Origin of the sequence: Streptomyces sp. B5E4, from assembly GCF_039871555.1 — a bacterium.
Classification (GTDB): domain Bacteria; phylum Actinomycetota; class Actinomycetes; order Streptomycetales; family Streptomycetaceae; genus Streptomyces.
Map to the genome: position 1 here is coordinate 1 of NZ_JBDPMI010000010.1, position 17,544 is coordinate 17,544.

The window sequence follows — 17,544 nt, forward strand, 5'->3', positions numbered from 1 at the left end:
ACACTGCGGAACACCGTGTACGCGCGCGTGCCGCGCGACAACGCCGGCAGGAACGCCGTGGCACGGCTGGAGACGTCCTCAATGGCATAGGCCCAGCCGGGGACCATGCCGACACGGACGATTACCTAACGGCGCAGCTGAGCACGGTTTGCTACTTCAGCTTCCGTTCGCGGCGGAGCGCGGTGGTTGCCGCGTCTGGTTCCGGAATTGTGTGGGCGATGCGCCGACCACGCGGCGGAACGCGGTGCTGAATGCGCTCTCGGACCGGTAGCCGGTGGCCTGTGCGAGTTCGGAGATCGACAGGGTGTCGCGGGCGAGGGCGTCGCGGGCGAGGCTCATGCGCCATTGGATCAGGTACTCCAGCGGCGGGAGGCCGACGTGGCTCTTGAAGGCGTGGGCGAACGCGGAACGTGACATGTGGCTGATCTCGGCGAGCTCGTTGAGGGTCCAGGAGTGGGCCACGTCCGCGTGCACGGCGCGTAGCGCGGCACCGATGCCGTCGTCGTTCAGGGCACCGAGCCAGCCGGTGGGCCGGTCCGTCTGGCCGGCGTGGGCGCGCAGCATGTGCACGAGGAGGATCTGCGCGAGGTGATTTTGCACCAGCGGGCCGCCGGCGGCGGTGACCCCGACCTCGGTGGCCAGGAGATCGATCAGCTGGGCGAGCCGCCGGCCGTGGGGATCGGCCACGCGGACGGTCACGAGCGGCGGCAGAAGATCGGTCAGGAGGGCGGCGTTCGTGTCGTCGAAGGCGATGTGCCCGATGCAGAGGTAGAGGTCCTCCTCGGACTCCGGGCCGATCCTTACGAACCCGTCTTCGGCACCCGCCCACACCTGCTCCGCCGGGCGCGGGTTTGCGTCGGGCGTGCTGGCGAGCACGTAGGGCGGGGGGTTGCCCAGCATGAAGGTGTCCCCCTCCTGCAGGAGCACCGGCTCGTGCCCTTCGAGGATCAGCCAGCATGTGCCGTGCACGAGGCCGCCGATCCGCACGTGCAAGAACGTGTCGAAGCGCAACGCCCACTGGCCCGCGGCCCGGAGACTCGGCCCGATCACCGTGCGGGGCCGGAGCAGCCCGATCGCGTCGGCCACTGGATCCCGAAAGCCGAGCACCTCCCTCACCTCCTGGACGATACGTAAAGAATCCCGGACTCTGCATCATGGATCGTATCCCCGATCTCCCGCAGTATCGATAGCGAACGGATCGGCATCGAGACAAGTGGCGGAGACACCCACATGGGACAGCTGGAAGGCAAGACGTCGGTGGTCACCGGGGGCAGTGCCGGAATCGGCCTGGCCACCGCCGTACGGCTGGCGGACGAGGGCGCGCACGTGTTCGTCACCGGGCGACGCGAGGCCGAACTGGAGGCCGCCGTCAAGACCATCGGAACGGACCGGGCCACGGCAGTGGCCGGCGACATCTCCACGATGGCCGACCTGGACCGGCTCTACGACGCGGTCCGAGCCCGGGGCAAAGGGCTGGACGTCCTCGTGGCGAACGCGGCGACCGGCACGTTCGTGACACTGGAGCAGACCACCGAGGAACACTTCGACCAGACCTTCGACGTCAACGTCCGAGGCACGCTGTTCACCGTGCAGAAGGCACTGCCGCTGCTCAACGACGCAGCCTCGATCGTCCTGCTCGGCTCGACCGCCGGCGACCGCGGAGTGGCCGCCTTCGGCGCGTACGCGGCGTCCAAGGCGGCCGTCCGGTCCTTCGCACGGACATGGTCCAACGAGCTCAAGGACCGCGGCATCCGGGTCAACGTGGTCTCCCCGGCATGGATAGAGACCCCCGGCGGCACCGCCGCCTTCGGCGACGAGGAAACCGCCCGGGCCGTCAAGGAGAACGTCGCCGCAACCGTGGCCAGGGGGCGCATGGGTCAGCCTGAGGAGGCCGCCGCAGTCGTGGCCTTCCTGGCCTCCGAACAGAGCAGCTACGTCGTCGGCGCGAACATCTACGTCGACGGAGGCACCAACCAGATCTGAGCAGACACCACACAGTGGGCGGCATAAGGCTCGCCCCGGGTTCCGTGTCTTTGCTGCCTAGTGGCAGCGGCCGGTCCTGTAGCGGACGGCAAAGCACTTCGGTGGCCACACACACCGGTGCTGCCCAAGCACGTTGGTGACCGTCACGGGGACATTGGCTGGCGTGCTTCAAAAGCCGGCGTGTGAGGAGGTCCGCGTTGGCGTTCACGTCGTGGGCGAGCAGGATCCGGTGGTACGGGAGGGCGGCAAGCCGGTCGGTGACCGTGGCACAGGCCGGGCCACGTTTTCACGCGGGTCGGCATCGGATAGCGGCTATGGGGTGTGACGGGGCGTCACCGGGACGTGGGATTGCCTGGCGCCGCCGTCGTCTCGCCGGCGGCTTGGGCGATGTCCTCCCGGACGTGAGCCATCAGGTCGGCTACGGGGCCGGTGAGTGAACGGCGTAGCCAGTCGGCGATGGCCAGAGCGAGCGCCGCGGCCTGCTCGACCTTGCCGTCCGTGAGAAGTGCCTCGACCCGGTAGCCCACATCGGACAGCGTCTCCGCGTCGGTCTGGGGCACGAGAACCTTCCGCAGACCCGCCGGGTACGGCTCCCGGGTGCGGGCATCGCGCAGGGCTTCGACCACTTCCGGAACGTCGCCGTACCGGTCCAGAAGACCGAGGAAGACGTAGATCCGTGCCGTGAGGCGAGGGCGGCCGGGGAAGGTGTCCAGCCACGTCATCAGCTCGGCCTCACCGCCGAGGTGCGCGATGACGTCCTGGAGCGCCGCCTTCAGCTTGTAGGGCAGGTCCCAGCCGTGGGGCAGCAACTCCGCCACTTCCAGGGCGAGTCCGGCCTCGTCCTGCCGGCCGAGTGTGCCCGCGCCGAATCCGCGTACCTTCGCCGGGTCGAGCACGAGCTCTTCCGGGCGGGCCCGGGCGGCGGAGGGCCGGCCATCGTGGCGGTGGGTGAGGCGGCCGCCTGCCCTGTGGAGCAGCTTCTCGTGCACGACATCTCCTCGCTGCCCCTAGCTAGCCGCAGGTACCGGTACCAGGACGGACACCTCTTTCCATGATGCGGGCGCCCCGTGTGATCGGCGACTCGATCTCCCGGCAGGCGGCGGCCCCTGGCACCGGGCGGGCGCGGGGGGCCGCCTGGCGGGAGGGGCTACCCCACGGGGTGCCAGTCACCACCGCCGTCGTCGATGTCGTCCTCCGTCAGCGCGACGATCGACATCGAACCGTCGTCGAGCATCCGCAGGGCCACGCCGTACGGCATCTCGCCGCCCTTGCCCTCCTCGGCGGTCGCGGTCGCCGCGTACCCGGAGGCCTCGGCGGCCTTCCCGTCCCCGCCGCCGGCGGCCGAGGCCGCGGGGGCGGCGGCCAGCGCGGTGAAGCCCAGCAGCGCCGCCGACGACAGCGCGACGGCGAGAGCACCAGTCCTGCGCATGAATCCTCCTGGATCCGGAGAGCGGCCCTGTGCCGCCCTGCCTGAACCAAGAAGAACAAGCGCCCGCGTTCAGCCGGATAAGCCTTCTGGCGGAGAAAGCGGACGCCCGCTTATCTCTCTGCAATCCCACCGCAAAGCGCCGGCCGAGGGCACGGGATTCCGGAGCAGCGCCTTCCTCGTCAGGCTCGTTTTGGCGCCTCCCACCTGCTTCGATACGCTCACCCGGACCGCGACCACGGAAGAGCCCCATGACCGAGACCATCACCAGCGCCGCCAACCCCCTCGCGAAGCGGGTGAAACTGCTGGCAAGCCGCAAGCACCGGCGGCGTGAGGGGGCGTTCGTCGTCGAAGGGCTGCAGCCGGTGTGGTGTGCCGTGGAGGCGGGGTGGGAGGTCGAGACCCTGCTCGTCGCGCCCGGACTGCTCACACATCAGGCGGCTTGGCGCATGATCGAGGAGCAGGAGCAGGCGGGTGTAGCCGTCGCACGGTTCGGGGCCGAGCTCTTCCAGCGTCTCGTCGACCGGGACGGGCCCAGCGGCATCGCCGCCGTCCTGCGCAGCCGCGCCGGTGGACTGGACGGTCTGAGCACACACCCCGGGGCGGTCTTCGTCGCCCTGGACCGCATCGCCAACCCGGGCAACCTCGGCACGATCATCCGCACCGTGGACGCGGTGGGCGGGGCCGGGGTGATCCTCATCGGGGACACGGTGGACCCCTACGCCCCGGCAGCGGTCAAGGCCAGCATGGGGTCGCTCTTCGCCGTCGACGTGGTCCACACCCCCGAAGCCGCGGAATTCTTCGCCTGGGCCGCACAGCAGAGAGTCGACATTCTGGCCACATCCGGTTCCGCGCAAGAAGACCACTGGAACACCACCTACGAACCACCACTCGCCTTCCTGCTCGGCAGTGAACGCGAGGGCCTACCGGAAGACCTGCTCGCCCGGGCAACCCGGCAAGTACGCATCCCCATGGAAGGAACGGTCGACTCGCTGAACATCGGCGTCGCCGCATCGATCATGCTGTACGAGGCCCGCAGACACAGCCAGAACAGATGACCGGCCCCCCGGCCGACGCTGCCCAGGACCGGATCACCACTACCAACGCCGAGGAGCCGTCCGCCGCACGGGTTCCCGCCCCGGGTCAGTCCGCGACATCCTCCGCCGACGTCGGACCGAGCTGCGTGGCATCCGCGTATTCCGGCATCTTCATGGGCTGGTCGAACAGGAAGAACGACTGGTTCGTCCCCACCGTGAACTCCACGTACGCGCCCGTCGTCGCGTCGAAGCCGAAGTAGGCGTTGCACGCCGAACCCGAGTCGTACGTCCCGTCCATGCCCGGCTGCGCCACCACGACCTTGCCGTTCGACGAGGAGTCCACCGCCTCGGTCGGCGTGAGCTTCTTGCAGCGGGGCACGGGCAGGCCCTTCATGACGAAGTACCCGTACTCCCCCTTGCCGTTCTGGATGTAGACGTACGACAGCTTGCCGCGCTTGCCCCAGGTCTTCACCCACTCGTTGATGGCCTCACGGGTCGGCGAGTACGTCATCTTCCCCGCCGGCTGATTCGCCACCAGCGCGTCGTAGTTGCTCTGCTTGGCGGCGTTCTCCTTGCCCTGACTGGAATCGTCCTCGCAAGCGGCAAGGCCGAGAACCGCGATCAGCGCCAACACGGACGTCATGGCGATACGGGCGATCGTCTTCATGGTGTGCCGTCCCCTTCCCTGGATACCGACACCGCCGACACAGACCGCTCGGCGCCGACAGCGTCCGGACGGAGCGGAAGGCCGTGGCCACGGAGGTAGTGCGGCCTGCCGGCGGAGCTGTCGCGTACGGACGCCGCCAGACGGCCTGCCGACTCCTATTCTGCGGCGCGGCGCCCGGGAGGGGTCCCGCGTCCCGGCGGCTACGCCACGGGAAGTAGCGGCGGAGCCGCCCGACGGGGGACGCGCGCCCGGCGCGGCGCGGCCGATGCTGTGGGGCATGTCCTTACGTGCCCGTGTCACCGCGCTCTGTCTGGCCGTCGTCTCCGTGCTGTCCCCGGTGGGGGTGCCGGCAGCCGCCGAAGTGCCCGATCCCGCTCTGGTGCGGGTGGACGGAGGGCTGCTGCGCGGCGTGCGTGACGGCGACGTCCTGCGGTTCCGGGGCGTGCCGTACGCGCGGCCGCCGGTCGGCGAGTTGCGCTGGCGTGCGCCCCGGCCGCCCCGCCCGTGGTCCGGCGTGCGCGACGCCGGCGTGGCGGGGCAGGAGTGCGCGCAGCCCTCCGGCGGCGGCGAGGACTGCCTGTACGCCGACATCACCGCGCCGCACCGGCCAAAGCGGGCCGGGCCCTTGCCGGTGATCGCCTGGCTGCACGGCGGCGGCCTGACCACCGGCGCGGGATCCGACTACGACGCCGCCCGGCTGGCCGCCACCGGCGATGTGATCGTGGTGAGCGTCAACTACCGCCTCGGTGCGATGGGGTTCCTCTCCCACCCGGCGCTGGACGACCGGGGCGGCGTCTCGGGCAACCACGGGCTGATGGACCAGACCCGGGCGCTCGGCTGGGTCCGGGCCAACGCCGCGGCGTTCGGTGGCGATCCCGGGCGCGTCACGCTGGCCGGGCAGTCGGCAGGGGCCCGCAGCGTCTGCGCGCACCTGGCCTCGCCCGCCTCCCGCGGCCTCTTCCACCGGGCCGTCGTGCAGAGCGGCGCCTGCGCCAACCCGGTCCTGACGAAGGCCGCCGCCGACGCCAGGGGAGCACGGGCCGCGCGTGACGTCGGCTGCGCCGGGGCCGCGGACGTCGCGGCCTGCCTGCGCGGGGCGCCGGTCACCGACCTGCTCAAGGCGCTGGCGGATGTGGCGGCGCCGGTCACCGGGACGACCACCGACGACGCCTGGGGGCCGGTCGCCGGTACGCCGTTCCTGCCGCGGCAGCCGGGGGCGGCGCTGCGGCGCGGCTCGGCGGCCGGAGTCCCGCTGCTGATCGGCAGTACCCGTGACGAGACGCGTTCCTTCGTCCCGGACGCGTACGACCTCGGCGGCCGCCCGCTCACCGCGCGAGGCTACGCCGACGTCGTCACCGGGACGTTCGGCGACGACGCCCCGGCCGTGCTGCTTCGCTACCCGGCCGCCGGCGACCCGAGCCCTGTGCTCGCGCTGTCACGGCTGCTGACCGACCGGGGCGCAAGGATCGGCGCCTGCCCCACGCTGGCCACCGCCGCCTCCGCCGCCAGGCACGCGCCCGTGTACGCATACGAACTGGCCCAGGACAGCGGAACGGTGATCGACGGGTTCCCCTTCGGTGCACACCACGGCTCCGATCTGCCCTACCTGTTCGAAATGCCGTGGGCGGAACCCGGCCCCGCGGACCTGACCGCCGCGATGACCGGCTACTGGGCCGCCTTCGCCCACCGCGGCGACCCCAACCACGCCGGCCTGCCACGGTGGCATCCCGTACGGGCGGAGGGCAGGACCACGGTGCTCGGGCTGGCCGACGGCGCCATCGGGCCCACCCCGTTCGCGGCCGACCACCGGTGCGGCTTCTGGAACAGCCGGTGACCTCCGCGGCCCGTGTGCTACGTGGGAGCGGGGCCGGGCGTGGCGGTGGGGATCGCCGTCACGCTGCGGACGACGGCGAAGAACCGCGGCTCGTTCCCGGCCAGCCCGGCGGCCGCCAGCGCCCGGTCGGCGTCGGCCAGCGGCCCGGCCAGCACCGCCGCGGCCAACCCGTGCCCCCCGGGCTCGGCCAGCGCCGCCTGCGCGCTGCGCACCAGCCGCCGGTACGCCTGGGCCGCCGTCACCTCGGCGGTGTCGTCCGCCATCGTCGCCTCCGTTCGTCGGACGTGTCGTACGCCCTCATTCTGCCGAGGGGCACTGACATCGGCCGGCCGAACTCCCCTTCCGCCGGGGCCGGTTGGCCTCGCGGCAGGGAGGAGGCGGGCCGCCTACGGCGTCAGGTACGCGGCGAGCGCGTCGGCTTCGCGGCGCAGGCGGGACGCAGCTTCGCCCTGGCCCGCCGTCTCGTAGCCCCCGGCCTCGGTGCGGCGCTCGGTGATCTGCGTCCGCAGCAGGGCGCGTACGTCGTCGGCGGAGAGCACCCGCCGGGCCGCCTCCGCCGCACCGACGCCGGCGAGGGCGCCGGCGACGTGCTCGCTCCCCTGGTCCGCCGGGGTGTCGGGGGCCTCGACGGCTTCGGCGTTGTCGATGGCGGCCAGAGCGGTGCGCAGTGCGGAGACGACCTCGCGCCGGCGCTCCTTCATCGCGGCGCGGAGGTCCGCGCGCATGAGGGACCGCAGTGCCTGCGCGTCCTCGGTCGTCTCCGGGTCTGTGGGCGGGCCCGCCGCTGCCGCTGTCATGGGCCCAAAGTACCCGTCGCCGCCCCGGGTGGCGGTCCCCGGGCGGCGGCGTCGGGCCGGCCGTGCGTCAGCGCTGGTGGGCGGGGCGTACGACGATTTCGTTGACGTCCACCTCCGGCGGCTGGGACAGGGCGTACGAGACGGCGGCGGCGATGGCGTCGGGCGCGATCGCGTGGGCGCGGTAGGTGCGCATGGCCTCCGCGGCACCGGGGTCGGTGATGGTGCCGGCCAGTTCGGAGGTGACGACGCCGGGCGAGACGGTCGTCACCCGTACCGAGGGGTCGGACTCCTGCCGCAGGCCCTCGGTGATCGCCCAGGCCGCGTACTTGGTGGCGGAGTACACGGCGCTGGTGGGGACGACCTCATGGGCGCCGACGCTGGCGACCGTGACGAAGTGCCCGGAGCGCTGGGCGTCGAACACGGGCAGCGCCGCGGCGATGCCGTGGAGCAGCCCGCGGACGTTGACGTCGATCATGCGGTCCCACTCCTCGACGAGCAGGGAGTCCAGCCGCGACAGCGGCATCACCCCGGCGTTGGCGACGAACACGTCGACGCCGCCGTGCCGGGCGCGGGCGCCGGAGACGAAGTCGGCGACGTCCGCGCGGTCCGTCACGTCGAGGCGTACCGGCTCCAGCGTGCCGCCGCTGCGTGCCGCCGCGTCGGCGGTGCGCTCCGCGAGGGCCTTGAGGCGGTCGGTGCGGCGGGCGCCGGCCACGACACGGTGCCCCTCGGCGGCGAGCCGGGCGGCGACGGCCTCTCCGATGCCGCTGCTGGCGCCGGTGACGAGGACGGTCTTCGCCCGGCCGGCGGGGGTCTGTTCTGTCTGCTGTGTGGTCATGGCCACGAGGCTGGGCCGCCCGCGGCGCCCGCGGGAGAGACGGCGTCCTCCTGGGTGCGGCGCACCCAGGCACGTCCGCGTGCGCCGTGCCTAGCATGGGCGGCATGGCACGTACCGAGCTGGGCGCGTTCCTCACCGCGCGCCGCGCCGGCGTCACCCCGGCCGCCGCGAACCTCCCGGTCACGGGGCACCGGCGGGTGCCGGGGCTGCGGCGCGAGGAGGTCGCCGTGCTGGCGGGGGTCAGCGCCGACTACTACGTACGGCTGGAGCAGGGCCGGGAGCGGTCGCCGTCCGCGCAGGTCCTCGACGCGCTCGCGGCCGCGCTGCGGCTGGACGAGGACGGCCGGCTGCATCTGTTCCGGCTGGCGGGCCTCGGGCCGCGCGCCCGCGCCGCCGCGGTGCCGGACCGGGTGGAGCCGAGCCTGCTCGCGCTCTTGGACGCCTGGCCGCACAACCCGGCGGTCGTCCACAACCGCGCGTACGACGTGCTCGCCTCGAACGCCATCGCCGACGCGCTCTTCCTCGGCTGGACGCACTCGCGCAACCTCATGGACGTCGTCTTCACCGACCCCGCCGCCCGCACCTTCTACCGCGACTGGCACGACGTGGCGCGCAACTCCGTCGCCGGCTTCCGTCTCGGCCACGGCGCGGCGCCGGACGACCCGCGGGTGCGGCAGGTCCTCGCCGGACTGCTGGAGTCGAGCCCGGAGTTCGCCGAGCTGTGGGCGCGGCACGACGCCCGCGGAAAGGCGCTGGAGCACAAGCGCTTCGCGCACCCGGCCGTGGGTCCGCTGACGCTGACGATGCAGACGTTCGGCGTACGCGCCGCCCCGGGGCAGGAGTTGGTCGTCTACCACACGGAGCCGGGCTCGCCCGGCGGCGAGGCGCTCGCGCTTCTCGGCTCGCTCGCCGCGACCCCGGACCCCGGCTGACCGCCCGCCCGGCACACCGCGCGTGCTCAGCCGGGCAGACGCAGCCGGTAGGCGTGGGTGCGGCGGTACGGGCGGAAGCCGAGCTGCTCACCGAGGGCGAGGACCGCGGCATCGCGGTCGGCCGCGGCTATCTCCACCTCGCTGATCTGCGGGTGCTCGGCGTGCAGCCGGCGCAGCATCTCGGCCGTGACCCAGCGGCCCAGGCCCCGGCGGCGGTGGGCCGGCACGACGGCCAGGTGGGAGTGCTGGGCACGCGGGGCGGGCGCGGGCGGGATGAGCACTTCGGTGTAGCCCGCGACGGCGCCGGTGCCGGTGTGCAGGGCCGCCACCGTCAGCAGCCGGCCGCTGCCGGGCTCCGGCGCACCGGCGGCGGGGCCGAAGGCGAAGCCGGGGACGGCCGCGGCGAGGCCGTCGGGGTCGTCGGCGTCCGCCGGTGCGGGTTCTCCCGTACGGGCTGGGCCGGGTATCCCCGGCGCGGGGATGGCGGGGGCGTACCAGGTGGTGAGGCGGTAGCCCGGGTGGTCGGCGCAGACCAGCTCGGCCAGCCAGGCGCGGTGGACCTCGGCCAGCGGCAGCAGCAGGTGGTGGACGACGCGCTCGCGGACGAAGCCGTGGCGCAGGCAGAAGACGTCCGCGGGCGTGCACGCCGGGGCGTCTGCCCGCAGGGTGGCCCAGCCGTCCTCCCGGGCCGCGGCGGCGACGGCGGCCAGCAGCAGGGTGCCGGTACCGCGGCGGCGGGCGGCGGGGTGGACGTAGAGCTGGAGGTCCGCCGCGGTACGGGCCGGGCCGGGCGAGGTGGCCGGCTGCACCCCCGCGACGGCCGTCACCTCGCCCTCCGCCCCCGTGGCCGCCCACGCCGGCGGCATCCTGCCGCCGGCGTGGGCGTCCCCCCGCAGTCCGGCGAGGACCTCTTCCCGTACCGGCGCCGGAACGCCGGGCAGGTCCGCCGCCCGCGCGGCGGCGACGACTGCACGCCAGGCGGCCGCGGCCGGCGCGGCGTCGCGTACGACGGTGATCTCCACCGGTGAACTCATGGCTCCAGCCTCGCCGCGCCCCGCCCGGCGAACAACGGCCGATCCCGGAACGTGCCATAACCCGTCGGTTATCGATGGGGGCGGGGGATTCATAACCGACGGGTTATCCATCGTTGCCGGATCGGCCGTTGTTCGCGGGCCGCGCCGAGCCGAGGCTGGTCCACGCAAACGAAAGAGCAGGAGCTCACGCAGCCACCGAAGGGGGCGCAAGGTCCATGACCGCCACCGCACGTACGGGCAGGGTCTGGTTCGTCACCACGGCAGGACACGGCGCGGGCCGGGCCGTCACCGCGGCCGCGCTGGCGCGCGGCGAACGGGTCGCCGCCGTCGTACCGGACGAGGCCGCCCGTGACCGGCTGCTGGCGCGGCACGACGAGCACCGGCGCAGGCTGTTCGTCCGGGCGCTGGACGTGGCCGACAACTGGTCGGTGAACGCCACGGTGTGCGCGGCGGCCGACCGGTTCGGCCGCCTCGACGCGATCGTCAACGACGCCCGCCCGCCGCGCCACTCCCCCGGCACCCGGGACGCGGCCGCGCCGGTCGGGTGGATACCCGAGGCGGCGGCCCGCGCGCGGATGGAGTCGGCGTTCTTCGGCCCGCTGTGGGTCGCGCAGGCCGTCCTGCCGCTGCTGTACGAGCAGCGCTCCGGCCATCTGCTGCAGCTCTGCGGCTCCGTCGGTCCGCCCGGGGCGCCGGGCGCCGCGCTGGACCGGGCCGGCACCTGCGCGGTGGTGGCGCTGAGCCGTGCGGCGGCGTGCGAGGCGGCGCGCGCCGGCGTCGACATCAGCGTCGTCGGCGGGCGGCCGGACGCGGGTGCGCTGCTGCGGCTCGTCGACGGCGCCGCGGCCCGCCGCCGGGAGGCCACCGGCCCCGTGTCCGCCTCCGCCGCAGGTCACGGCGCGGCGGCCTGAGGGTGACGGGGGCGGGGCGGGCGGGATACGCTCCCGGGACGGTGCCGGTTTCCGGCCAGGGCCAGGCGATGCGGGGGTGCGGGATGGAGCTGCGGGACATAGAGATCTTCCTCGCGCTCGCCGAGGAACTGCACTTCGGCCGGACCGCGGAGCGGCTGCACGTCTCGCAGGCCCGCGTCAGCCAGTCGATCGCCAAGCAGGAGCGCCGCATCGGCGCGCCGCTGTTCGAGCGCACCAGCCGCCGGGTGGAGCTGACGGCCATCGGGGCGCAGCTCCACGACGATCTGCAGGCGGGCTACCGGCGGATCCAGGACGGCATCGACTCCGCCGCCGCGGCGGCCCGCGGCACGACCGGCGTGCTGACGCTGGGGCTGATGTGCGCCCAGGCGTTCGACCAGGCGTCGATCCTCGCGCGTTTCAAGGACCGCTACCCGGGTGTCGAGCTGCGCTTCCGCGAGGTGGTCTTCAGCGACCCGTTCGGGATGCTGCGGGCGGGCGAGGTGGACCTGGAGGTCACCTGGCTCCCGGTGCGCGAGCCGGACCTGACGGTCGGCCCCGTGCTGGCCCGCGAGCCGCACGTGCTGATGGTCGCCGAAGGGCACCCCTTCGCCGCCCGCGGGTCCGTGAGCCTGGAAGACCTCGCGGACTGCGTGTTCCCGCAGCCGGTGAACCCGGTCCCGGCGTACTGGATGGAGGCGCTGATGCCGGCGCGTACGCCGTCCGGGCGGCCGATCCCCGCGGACGGGCCGAAGATCGCCACGTTCCAGGAGGCGCAGGCGGTGGTCGCGGCCGGGGACGCGGTGTGCGTGGTGCAGGGTGAGGCGGCGCGGCACTTCCCGCGGCCGGGCATCGCCTACGTGCCGATCACGGAGCAGCCGATGGGCGTCTGGGGGCTGATCTGGCGTACGGCGCACGAGACGCCGCTGGTACGTGCCTTCGTGCAGTCGGCCGTCGACACCCTCGCCGACGCGGCGCAGGCGGCACCCGGCGCCGACGTCCCGGAGGTGCCGCAGGCCCCGGAGCCGGCCCGCGCCGTTCCGGAGCCCGCCGTCGCCCGCGGCTGAAGCCCCGCACGGAGGGCTTCAGAGCAGGGAGTTCTGCTTCAGCACCGCCACCGCGCCGACCGTACGGTAGCCGCGCCACTCCAGGGCGGCGGCCGGCGAGAACGAGCCGAAGTCGACCAGCCAGCCGCCGTCTTCCTGCTGTCCCGCGGCCAGCCGGCGCAGTTCGTCGTCGACCACCTCCGGGGCGTACAGCGTGCGCGCGGGGCGGCCGGGTTCGGGGGCGACGTCGAGCGGCCGGATCGCCTCGCCCTCGGAGCCGCCGGCGACGGGCAGCACGCCGTCGTCGGGGATGAGCCGGCGCAGCCGTTCCAGCAGGGAGGCGGCCTGCGGGCGGGTGTCGGCGGCGGCGTCGAGGAAGCGGATGGCGAAGGACAGCTCGATGGCGTGCGGTTCGTCGCCGATGGCCTCGATCGCGTCGAGGCAGTAGCGCGTGGCCCGCTCCAGCCAGGGGTGTGCGGCGACGGCGGGGTCGTGCGCGGCCAGCCTGAGGGCGGTGCCGGCGGCGAACGCGGTGCTCTGCAGGGCGGAGGCCGCCGGGTCGGCCCGGGTCCAAAACGGTGCGCAGCCGGCGGGGTCCGCCACGGGCAGCGCGAAGGGCAGCCCGCCGTCGGGCAGCGTGACGGACAGCAGCCAGTCGCAGAGCCGCGCCGCGTGCGGGGTGGTGGCCGGGGCGGCGTCCACGAACGCCTCGAAGGCGTGCAGCGCACCGCCGGGCTGGCTCTCCGGCGCCCGCAGGTCCGGCTCCAGACCCCAGCCGTAGCCGCCGTCGGGGTTGCGGTAGCCGTCGACGGCGGCGAGCACGGCGGCGGGGCCGGTCGCGCCGAGCAGCAGCTCGAAGCGGCGGCGGTCGAGGAGCCGCGCGTGGGTGGCCATGAAGGAGGCGGCGGCGGAGAGGTCTGCGGTCATACGCCCACGATGGCAGCGGCGCACGCGGTGGTCTTGAACGTTTCGGACGTGTCCGCCGGCCGGGACCGGATCGGGGGACGGCCACCGCCCACCCGCGTCGGCCGTCCGCCGCCCCCCACGGGTCAGGTGCCTTCGCGGACCGTGAACGTCGTCGTCGCCAGCACCGCCGCGTGCGCCGCGTTCCTGGCCCGGATACGAACCGTGTGCCGCCCCGGCCGCAGCGTCAGCGACGCCGTGAGCCGGCCCGTGGCCGGGTCGAAGCGGTGCCGCACTGGGGGGCCGTCGACCTGTGCGCCCTCGCGGGTGGTCCGGGGGTCGGCCCGGCGGCGGTGTGTGCGGGCTGCTGGCGGTGGTCGCGGCGGCGGGCGCGCTGGTGTGGCGGCGGCGGGCGCCTGCGGGTGCCGGCCGTGGTGCTGCTGCTCGACGGCGGCGCCGAAGCGCTGGTCCCGGAGGCGGCGGTGGTGCCGGCGCTCCCGGGTGCGGTGTGGGTGGCCCTGTTCTCGCTGGCGGTGCACGGCGGCGTACGGGACGCGCTGGCCGGGGCGGCGGTGGCAACGGCGGTCGTGGGGGCCCCGATGGCGGATGCTTCGTCGGCGTGGGCGCTCCTCGACGAGTTGCCGGCCGGGGCGTCGCTGCATCTGCTGCTCGTGCTGTGCGGGCGGCTGCGGCGGCACCGGGTGGCGCGGCGGGCACGGGTCGCGGCGCGGCGGGCCGGGGTGGCGCGGGAGCAGGACGCGGCCGCCGCGGCGGAACGGGAGCGGCTGACGCGCGAGTTGCACGACGCGGCCGGGCACCATCTGAGTGCGGTCGCGGTGCAGAGCGCCGCCGCGCTGCGGCTGGTGGACAGCCGCCCCGAGCTGGCGGGCGAGGCGCTGGCGGGGGCGGCGGCCACGGGCCGGACGGCGCCGGCGACGCTGGCACGCCTGGTGGACGCCGCGGGCGACGAGGCGGGCCAAGGCCCGCTCGACCGGCGGCTCGCCGCGCTCTGCGGCAGGCTGGCGGACCTGGGGTTCCCGGTGGCGCTCGCGGTGACGGGGCGGGTGCTGATCCTGACCACGTACCGGCGCGACGACTACGTCTTCGAGGCGCTGCGCGCGGGCGCGTCAGGCTTTCTGCCCAAGGCCTGCTTCCCGCAGGACCTGGTGGACGTTATCCGCACCGTCGCGGCCGGCGAGGCGCTGCTCGCGCCCGCGGTCGTCCGCGGGCTGATCGAGGCCTTCATGACCGGCTGGACGCGCTGACGGAGCGGGAGGCCGAGGTGCTGCGGCAGGTGGCGAAGGGGTTGAGCAACCCGGAGATGGCCGCCGTCCTGGGCATCGGCAGGTCGACGGTGAAGACCCACGTGACGGCGGTCCTCGCGAAGCTGGGCCTGCGGGACCGTACGCAGGCCGTCATCTACGCGCACGAGACGGGCCTGGTCTCCGGCTAGCCCTGCTATGTCTGCGACTGCGCGAGCAGGCGCAGCGCCAGCTCCTTCAGCTCATGGCTCGCCCCGGCCGCGTCGCCCGAGTCGTACGGGGGCTGCGGGTCGTACTCGACGGCGAGCTGGATCGCGCGCGCCGTCAGCTCGTCGGTGAGCAGGGCGGCCAGGTAGACGGACATGTCGATGCCCGCGGAGACGCCCGCGGCGGTGATCACCTTGCCGTCGTGGACGTAGCGTTCGGGCACGTAGGTGACGCCGAAGGTCGCCTCCAGATAGTCCTTCGACGCCCAGTAGGTGGTGGCGCGGGTGCCGAGCAGGCCGGCGGCGCCGAGGACGAGGGAGCCGGTGCACACCGAGGTGGTGAAGCGGGTGCGGCGGTGGGCCCGGCGCAGGAAGCCGAGGATCGCCGGGTTCTCCATGGCGGCGACGGTGCCGCGGTTGCCCGCGCCGGGGACGAGGACCACGTCCAGCTCGCCGGTCTCGGCGAAGGACCGGTCGGCTTCGACCGCGGTGTGCCCGGTGTCCGTACGGACGGGGCCGCGGCGTTCGGCGATCATGGTGACCTCCGCCCCGGGCAGCCGGGACAGCACTTCGACCGGGCCCGTCGGGTCGAGCAGGCTGAAGCCGTCGTAGAGCATGACCCCGATCCGGGGTCCTTCGGGTGTCCGCCCCGCGGTTGTCCCCTTCGTGCCGGCGTGGGCCGCCCCGGCGGGGATCCCGGCCGCCAGGCCCGCTGCGGCGATCGCCATCGCGCCCCCGAGGGCGGCCCTGCGCGTGGTCGTCGTGTGGGCTTCCGTGTCGCTGTTCGTCATGCTCCGGGAGTCTGCCGGTCGGTCCGGGTGCGGGCCCGCGGCATGTCCGGCATCCTGCGAATCGTGTCCCCCGTGGCCCCGTAGTGCTCCAGGAACGCCTGCCGCAGCGTCTCGGCGGAGCGGAACCCGCAGCGGCGCGCGATCGCGGCGAGCGTCAGTCCGCTGGAGCGGACGAGGTGGGCGGCGCCCTCGGTGCGGGCGGCGCGCACCGCTCGCGCCGGGGTGGTGCCGAGGTGCCGGGCGAACAGCCTCGTGAGGTGGCGGGTGCTGATGCCCGCGCGGGCGGCGAGCGCACGCGGGCCGAGGTCGTCGGAGAGGTGTCCCGAGACGTATCCGAGGAGGTCGCGGACCAGGCGGTCGCCGCTGGGCGGGGCGGCCAGGAACATGCTGATCTGCGCCTGGTCGGCGGGGCGGTGCAGGTACGTCACCAGCTCGCGGGCGACGGCGCGCGCGAGGGTCGGGCCGTGGTCGTCCTCGATGAGCGCGAGCGTCAGGTCCAGCGCGCTGGTCACCCCGGCGGAGGTGTAGACGTGTCCGTCGCGTACGTACAGCGGAGCCGGATCGACGGCGACGGCCGGGTGGCGGGCGGCGAGTTCGGCGCCGTAGCGCCAGTGGGTGGTCACCCGCCGCTGGTCCACCAGCCCGGCGGCGGCGAGCACGAACACCCCGGTGCACACCGCCGCGACCCGGCGGGCGCCGGTGGCGAGCCTGCGTACCTGCCTGATCAACTCCCCGTCCACGGCGGCCCGCTCGTGCCCGATGCCGCCGACGACCATGAGGGTGTCCGGCCGCGGAGGCACCTCGGCGAGGCGCTGCCCGCCGCCGACGCCGATGCCGGCGGAGCTGAGCACGCCGCGTCCGCTGGCGGTGGCGAGCCCGATGGCGTACGCAGGCGCCGCGCCGAAGCGGTTCGCGGCGTCCAGGGCGCCACTGGGGCAGGCGATGTCGAGTATCTGCGCGTCGTCGTACGCGACGAGCACCACCCGGCGTACCGCGTCCGCCACCCGCACCCCGCCCTTCCGGTTCGCGCAGGCCCGCGCCGCTCCGGCCTCCGGCAGGGTATCCGGCGGCGGCCTAACCTTGAGGGCGTGGCCCTGTTCGAGGTGGAGCGTACGGTGCGGGCGCCGGAGGTGGCCGTCTGGGAACGGCTGACCGACTGGCCGGCGCACGGCGGGCGGGTTCCCCTGACGCGGATCGTCGGGGTCTCGGAGCCCGCGGACGGTGTCGGGGCGCGGTTCACGGCGCGTACCGGTGTGGGCCGGGCGGGCTTCGACGATCCGATGGAGGTCGTCGCGTGGACGCCTCCGGCGGCCGGTCGGGCGGCGGGGCGGTGCCGGCTCGTCAAGCGGGGGCGGGTGGTGCGCGGTTGGGCCGAGATCGAGGTGTACGGGCCGGAGGCGGGCGCCGCGGACGGCGGTGAGGTGCGGGTGGTGTGGCGGGAGGAGCTGGGGGTGCGGGGTGTGCCGCGGGCGCTGGATCCGCTGGTGGCGTGGACCGCCCGCAAGGTCTTCGGCCGCGTCCTCGACGGTCTGCTGCGGGCGCGCTGACCCGGCCGGTACGGGCGTACCGCCGGCCGCGAGGGTGCCCTGGCGCGGTGGTACAGGAGCAGCGCGGTGACCGCCGTCCAGGCGGCGAGGGCGCAGGCGGTGGCGGTGCGGGTCAGCGGCTGCGGGAGGGGCCGAGGGCGGTGATGGCGGTGGCGAAGCGGCCGGGGCGTACGCGTCGTCGACGGTCTCTCCCAGCTCGACGAGGAACGGCAGGTCGGTATATCCGTTCGCCCGTTTTCCCGGGTCCGGCGGAAGGGGCACGGGCCCCGGCGTGCGGGGCGCGCTCACGCCCCGCACGTCCGGCCGGCGAGGGGGCCGGCCGGACGTGGCCCC

General features: G+C 74.5%; 21 protein-coding genes. 9 read left to right on the forward strand and 12 right to left on the reverse strand.

The window, feature by feature from the left end; genetic code table 11:
• Positions 1-156: 156 nt before the first annotated feature.
• Positions 157-1,116, reverse strand: coding sequence for an AraC family transcriptional regulator (locus ABGA99_RS15455; protein ID WP_347579761.1), 960 nt, complete (start codon positions 1,114-1,116; stop codon positions 157-159).
• A gap of 114 nt (positions 1,117-1,230) precedes the next feature.
• Here ABGA99_RS15455 and ABGA99_RS15460 point away from each other — a divergent pair, with 114 nt between their 5' ends.
• On the forward strand, positions 1,231-1,983 hold the full coding sequence (locus ABGA99_RS15460) for an SDR family oxidoreductase (RefSeq protein WP_347579762.1): 753 nt from the start codon (positions 1,231-1,233) through the stop codon (positions 1,981-1,983).
• 332 nt (positions 1,984-2,315) lie between these two features.
• Here the strand turns inward: ABGA99_RS15460 and ABGA99_RS15465 are convergent, their stop codons facing one another.
• Both ABGA99_RS15465 and ABGA99_RS15470 read right to left on the reverse strand, forming a co-directional pair.
• Entirely contained in the window at positions 2,316-2,972 is a 657-nt protein-coding gene (locus ABGA99_RS15465) for a hypothetical protein (RefSeq protein WP_347579763.1), read from the reverse strand.
• A 158-nt stretch (positions 2,973-3,130) separates the two neighbouring features.
• The gene (locus ABGA99_RS15470; protein WP_347579764.1) at positions 3,131-3,412 is read right to left on the reverse strand and encodes a hypothetical protein; all 282 of its coding nucleotides are present in this window, start codon (positions 3,410-3,412) and stop codon (positions 3,131-3,133) included.
• A gap of 248 nt (positions 3,413-3,660) precedes the next feature.
• Between ABGA99_RS15470 and ABGA99_RS15475 the strand changes: the two genes are divergently transcribed.
• The gene (locus ABGA99_RS15475; protein ID WP_347579765.1) at positions 3,661-4,467 is read left to right on the forward strand and encodes an RNA methyltransferase; all 807 of its coding nucleotides are present in this window, start codon (positions 3,661-3,663) and stop codon (positions 4,465-4,467) included.
• Positions 4,468-4,552: 85 nt separating this feature from the next.
• Here the strand turns inward: ABGA99_RS15475 and ABGA99_RS15480 are convergent, their stop codons facing one another.
• On the reverse strand, positions 4,553-5,113 hold the full coding sequence (locus ABGA99_RS15480) for a hypothetical protein (RefSeq protein ID WP_347579766.1): 561 nt from the start codon (positions 5,111-5,113) through the stop codon (positions 4,553-4,555).
• A gap of 277 nt (positions 5,114-5,390) precedes the next feature.
• Here ABGA99_RS15480 and ABGA99_RS15485 point away from each other — a divergent pair, with 277 nt between their 5' ends.
• Positions 5,391-6,947 carry a carboxylesterase family protein gene (locus ABGA99_RS15485; RefSeq protein WP_347582831.1) on the forward strand — a complete coding sequence of 519 codons (1,557 nt, stop codon included), beginning with the start codon at positions 5,391-5,393 and terminating at the stop codon, positions 6,945-6,947.
• A 17-nt stretch (positions 6,948-6,964) separates the two neighbouring features.
• Here the strand turns inward: ABGA99_RS15485 and ABGA99_RS15490 are convergent, their stop codons facing one another.
• The 3 genes from ABGA99_RS15490 to ABGA99_RS15500 all read right to left on the reverse strand — a co-directional run bounded on the left by ABGA99_RS15490 (position 6,965) and on the right by ABGA99_RS15500 (position 8,582).
• A complete protein-coding gene (locus ABGA99_RS15490) occupies positions 6,965-7,210 on the reverse strand; it encodes a hypothetical protein (protein WP_347579768.1) in 246 nt (81 codons plus the stop codon).
• A gap of 123 nt (positions 7,211-7,333) precedes the next feature.
• A complete protein-coding gene (locus ABGA99_RS15495) occupies positions 7,334-7,744 on the reverse strand; it encodes a hypothetical protein (protein WP_347582832.1) in 411 nt (136 codons plus the stop codon).
• A gap of 67 nt (positions 7,745-7,811) precedes the next feature.
• A complete protein-coding gene (locus ABGA99_RS15500) occupies positions 7,812-8,582 on the reverse strand; it encodes an SDR family oxidoreductase (RefSeq protein WP_347582833.1) in 771 nt (256 codons plus the stop codon).
• 95 nt (positions 8,583-8,677) lie between these two features.
• Here ABGA99_RS15500 and ABGA99_RS15505 point away from each other — a divergent pair, with 95 nt between their 5' ends.
• Positions 8,678-9,514, forward strand: coding sequence for a helix-turn-helix transcriptional regulator (locus ABGA99_RS15505; protein ID WP_347582834.1), 837 nt, complete (start codon positions 8,678-8,680; stop codon positions 9,512-9,514).
• A 26-nt stretch (positions 9,515-9,540) separates the two neighbouring features.
• On the opposite strand, the gene ABGA99_RS15510 is transcribed toward ABGA99_RS15505, so the two are convergent.
• Positions 9,541-10,548, reverse strand: coding sequence for a GNAT family N-acetyltransferase (locus tag ABGA99_RS15510; protein ID WP_347582835.1), 1,008 nt, complete (start codon positions 10,546-10,548; stop codon positions 9,541-9,543).
• A gap of 215 nt (positions 10,549-10,763) precedes the next feature.
• On the opposite strand from ABGA99_RS15510, the gene ABGA99_RS15515 reads away from it, so the two are divergent.
• Together ABGA99_RS15515 and ABGA99_RS15520 are read left to right on the forward strand one after the other, a co-directional pair.
• The gene (locus ABGA99_RS15515; protein WP_347579774.1) at positions 10,764-11,459 is read left to right on the forward strand and encodes an SDR family NAD(P)-dependent oxidoreductase; all 696 of its coding nucleotides are present in this window, start codon (positions 10,764-10,766) and stop codon (positions 11,457-11,459) included.
• Positions 11,460-11,542: 83 nt separating this feature from the next.
• On the forward strand, positions 11,543-12,523 hold the full coding sequence (locus tag ABGA99_RS15520; protein ID WP_347582893.1) for a LysR family transcriptional regulator: 981 nt from the start codon (positions 11,543-11,545) through the stop codon (positions 12,521-12,523).
• Positions 12,524-12,541: 18 nt separating this feature from the next.
• On the opposite strand, the gene ABGA99_RS15525 is transcribed toward ABGA99_RS15520, so the two are convergent.
• Complete coding sequence (locus tag ABGA99_RS15525) at positions 12,542-13,429, reverse strand: hypothetical protein (protein ID WP_347582836.1); 888 nt, start codon at positions 13,427-13,429, stop codon at positions 12,542-12,544.
• A gap of 122 nt (positions 13,430-13,551) precedes the next feature.
• Positions 13,552-13,701 (reverse strand): hypothetical protein, encoded by a 150-nt coding sequence (locus ABGA99_RS15530; RefSeq protein ID WP_347579777.1) that lies wholly within the window; start codon positions 13,699-13,701, stop codon positions 13,552-13,554.
• Between ABGA99_RS15530 and ABGA99_RS15535 the strand changes: the two genes are divergently transcribed.
• Both ABGA99_RS15535 and ABGA99_RS15540 read left to right on the forward strand, forming a co-directional pair.
• On the forward strand, positions 13,693-14,670 hold the full coding sequence (locus tag ABGA99_RS15535; protein ID WP_347582837.1) for a histidine kinase: 978 nt from the start codon (positions 13,693-13,695) through the stop codon (positions 14,668-14,670). The two genes, ABGA99_RS15530 and ABGA99_RS15535, sit on opposite strands and share 9 nt — an antisense overlap.
• A gap of 17 nt (positions 14,671-14,687) precedes the next feature.
• Complete coding sequence (locus ABGA99_RS15540) at positions 14,688-14,858, forward strand: LuxR C-terminal-related transcriptional regulator (RefSeq protein ID WP_347579779.1); 171 nt, start codon at positions 14,688-14,690, stop codon at positions 14,856-14,858.
• A 5-nt stretch (positions 14,859-14,863) separates the two neighbouring features.
• Here ABGA99_RS15540 and ABGA99_RS15545 read toward each other — a convergent pair whose 3' ends face one another.
• Together ABGA99_RS15545 and ABGA99_RS15550 are read right to left on the reverse strand one after the other, a co-directional pair.
• Positions 14,864-15,664: a DJ-1/PfpI family protein gene (locus ABGA99_RS15545; protein WP_347579780.1), complete on the reverse strand. Its 801-nt coding sequence runs from the start codon at positions 15,662-15,664 to the stop codon at positions 14,864-14,866.
• A complete protein-coding gene (locus ABGA99_RS15550; protein ID WP_347582838.1) occupies positions 15,661-16,674 on the reverse strand; it encodes a DJ-1/PfpI family protein in 1,014 nt (337 codons plus the stop codon). Before ABGA99_RS15550 ends, ABGA99_RS15545 begins: the two co-directional genes overlap by 4 nt.
• A gap of 78 nt (positions 16,675-16,752) precedes the next feature.
• Here ABGA99_RS15550 and ABGA99_RS15555 point away from each other — a divergent pair, with 78 nt between their 5' ends.
• A complete protein-coding gene (locus tag ABGA99_RS15555; protein ID WP_347582839.1) occupies positions 16,753-17,211 on the forward strand; it encodes an SRPBCC family protein in 459 nt (152 codons plus the stop codon).
• The last annotated feature ends 333 nt before the right edge of the window (positions 17,212-17,544 follow it).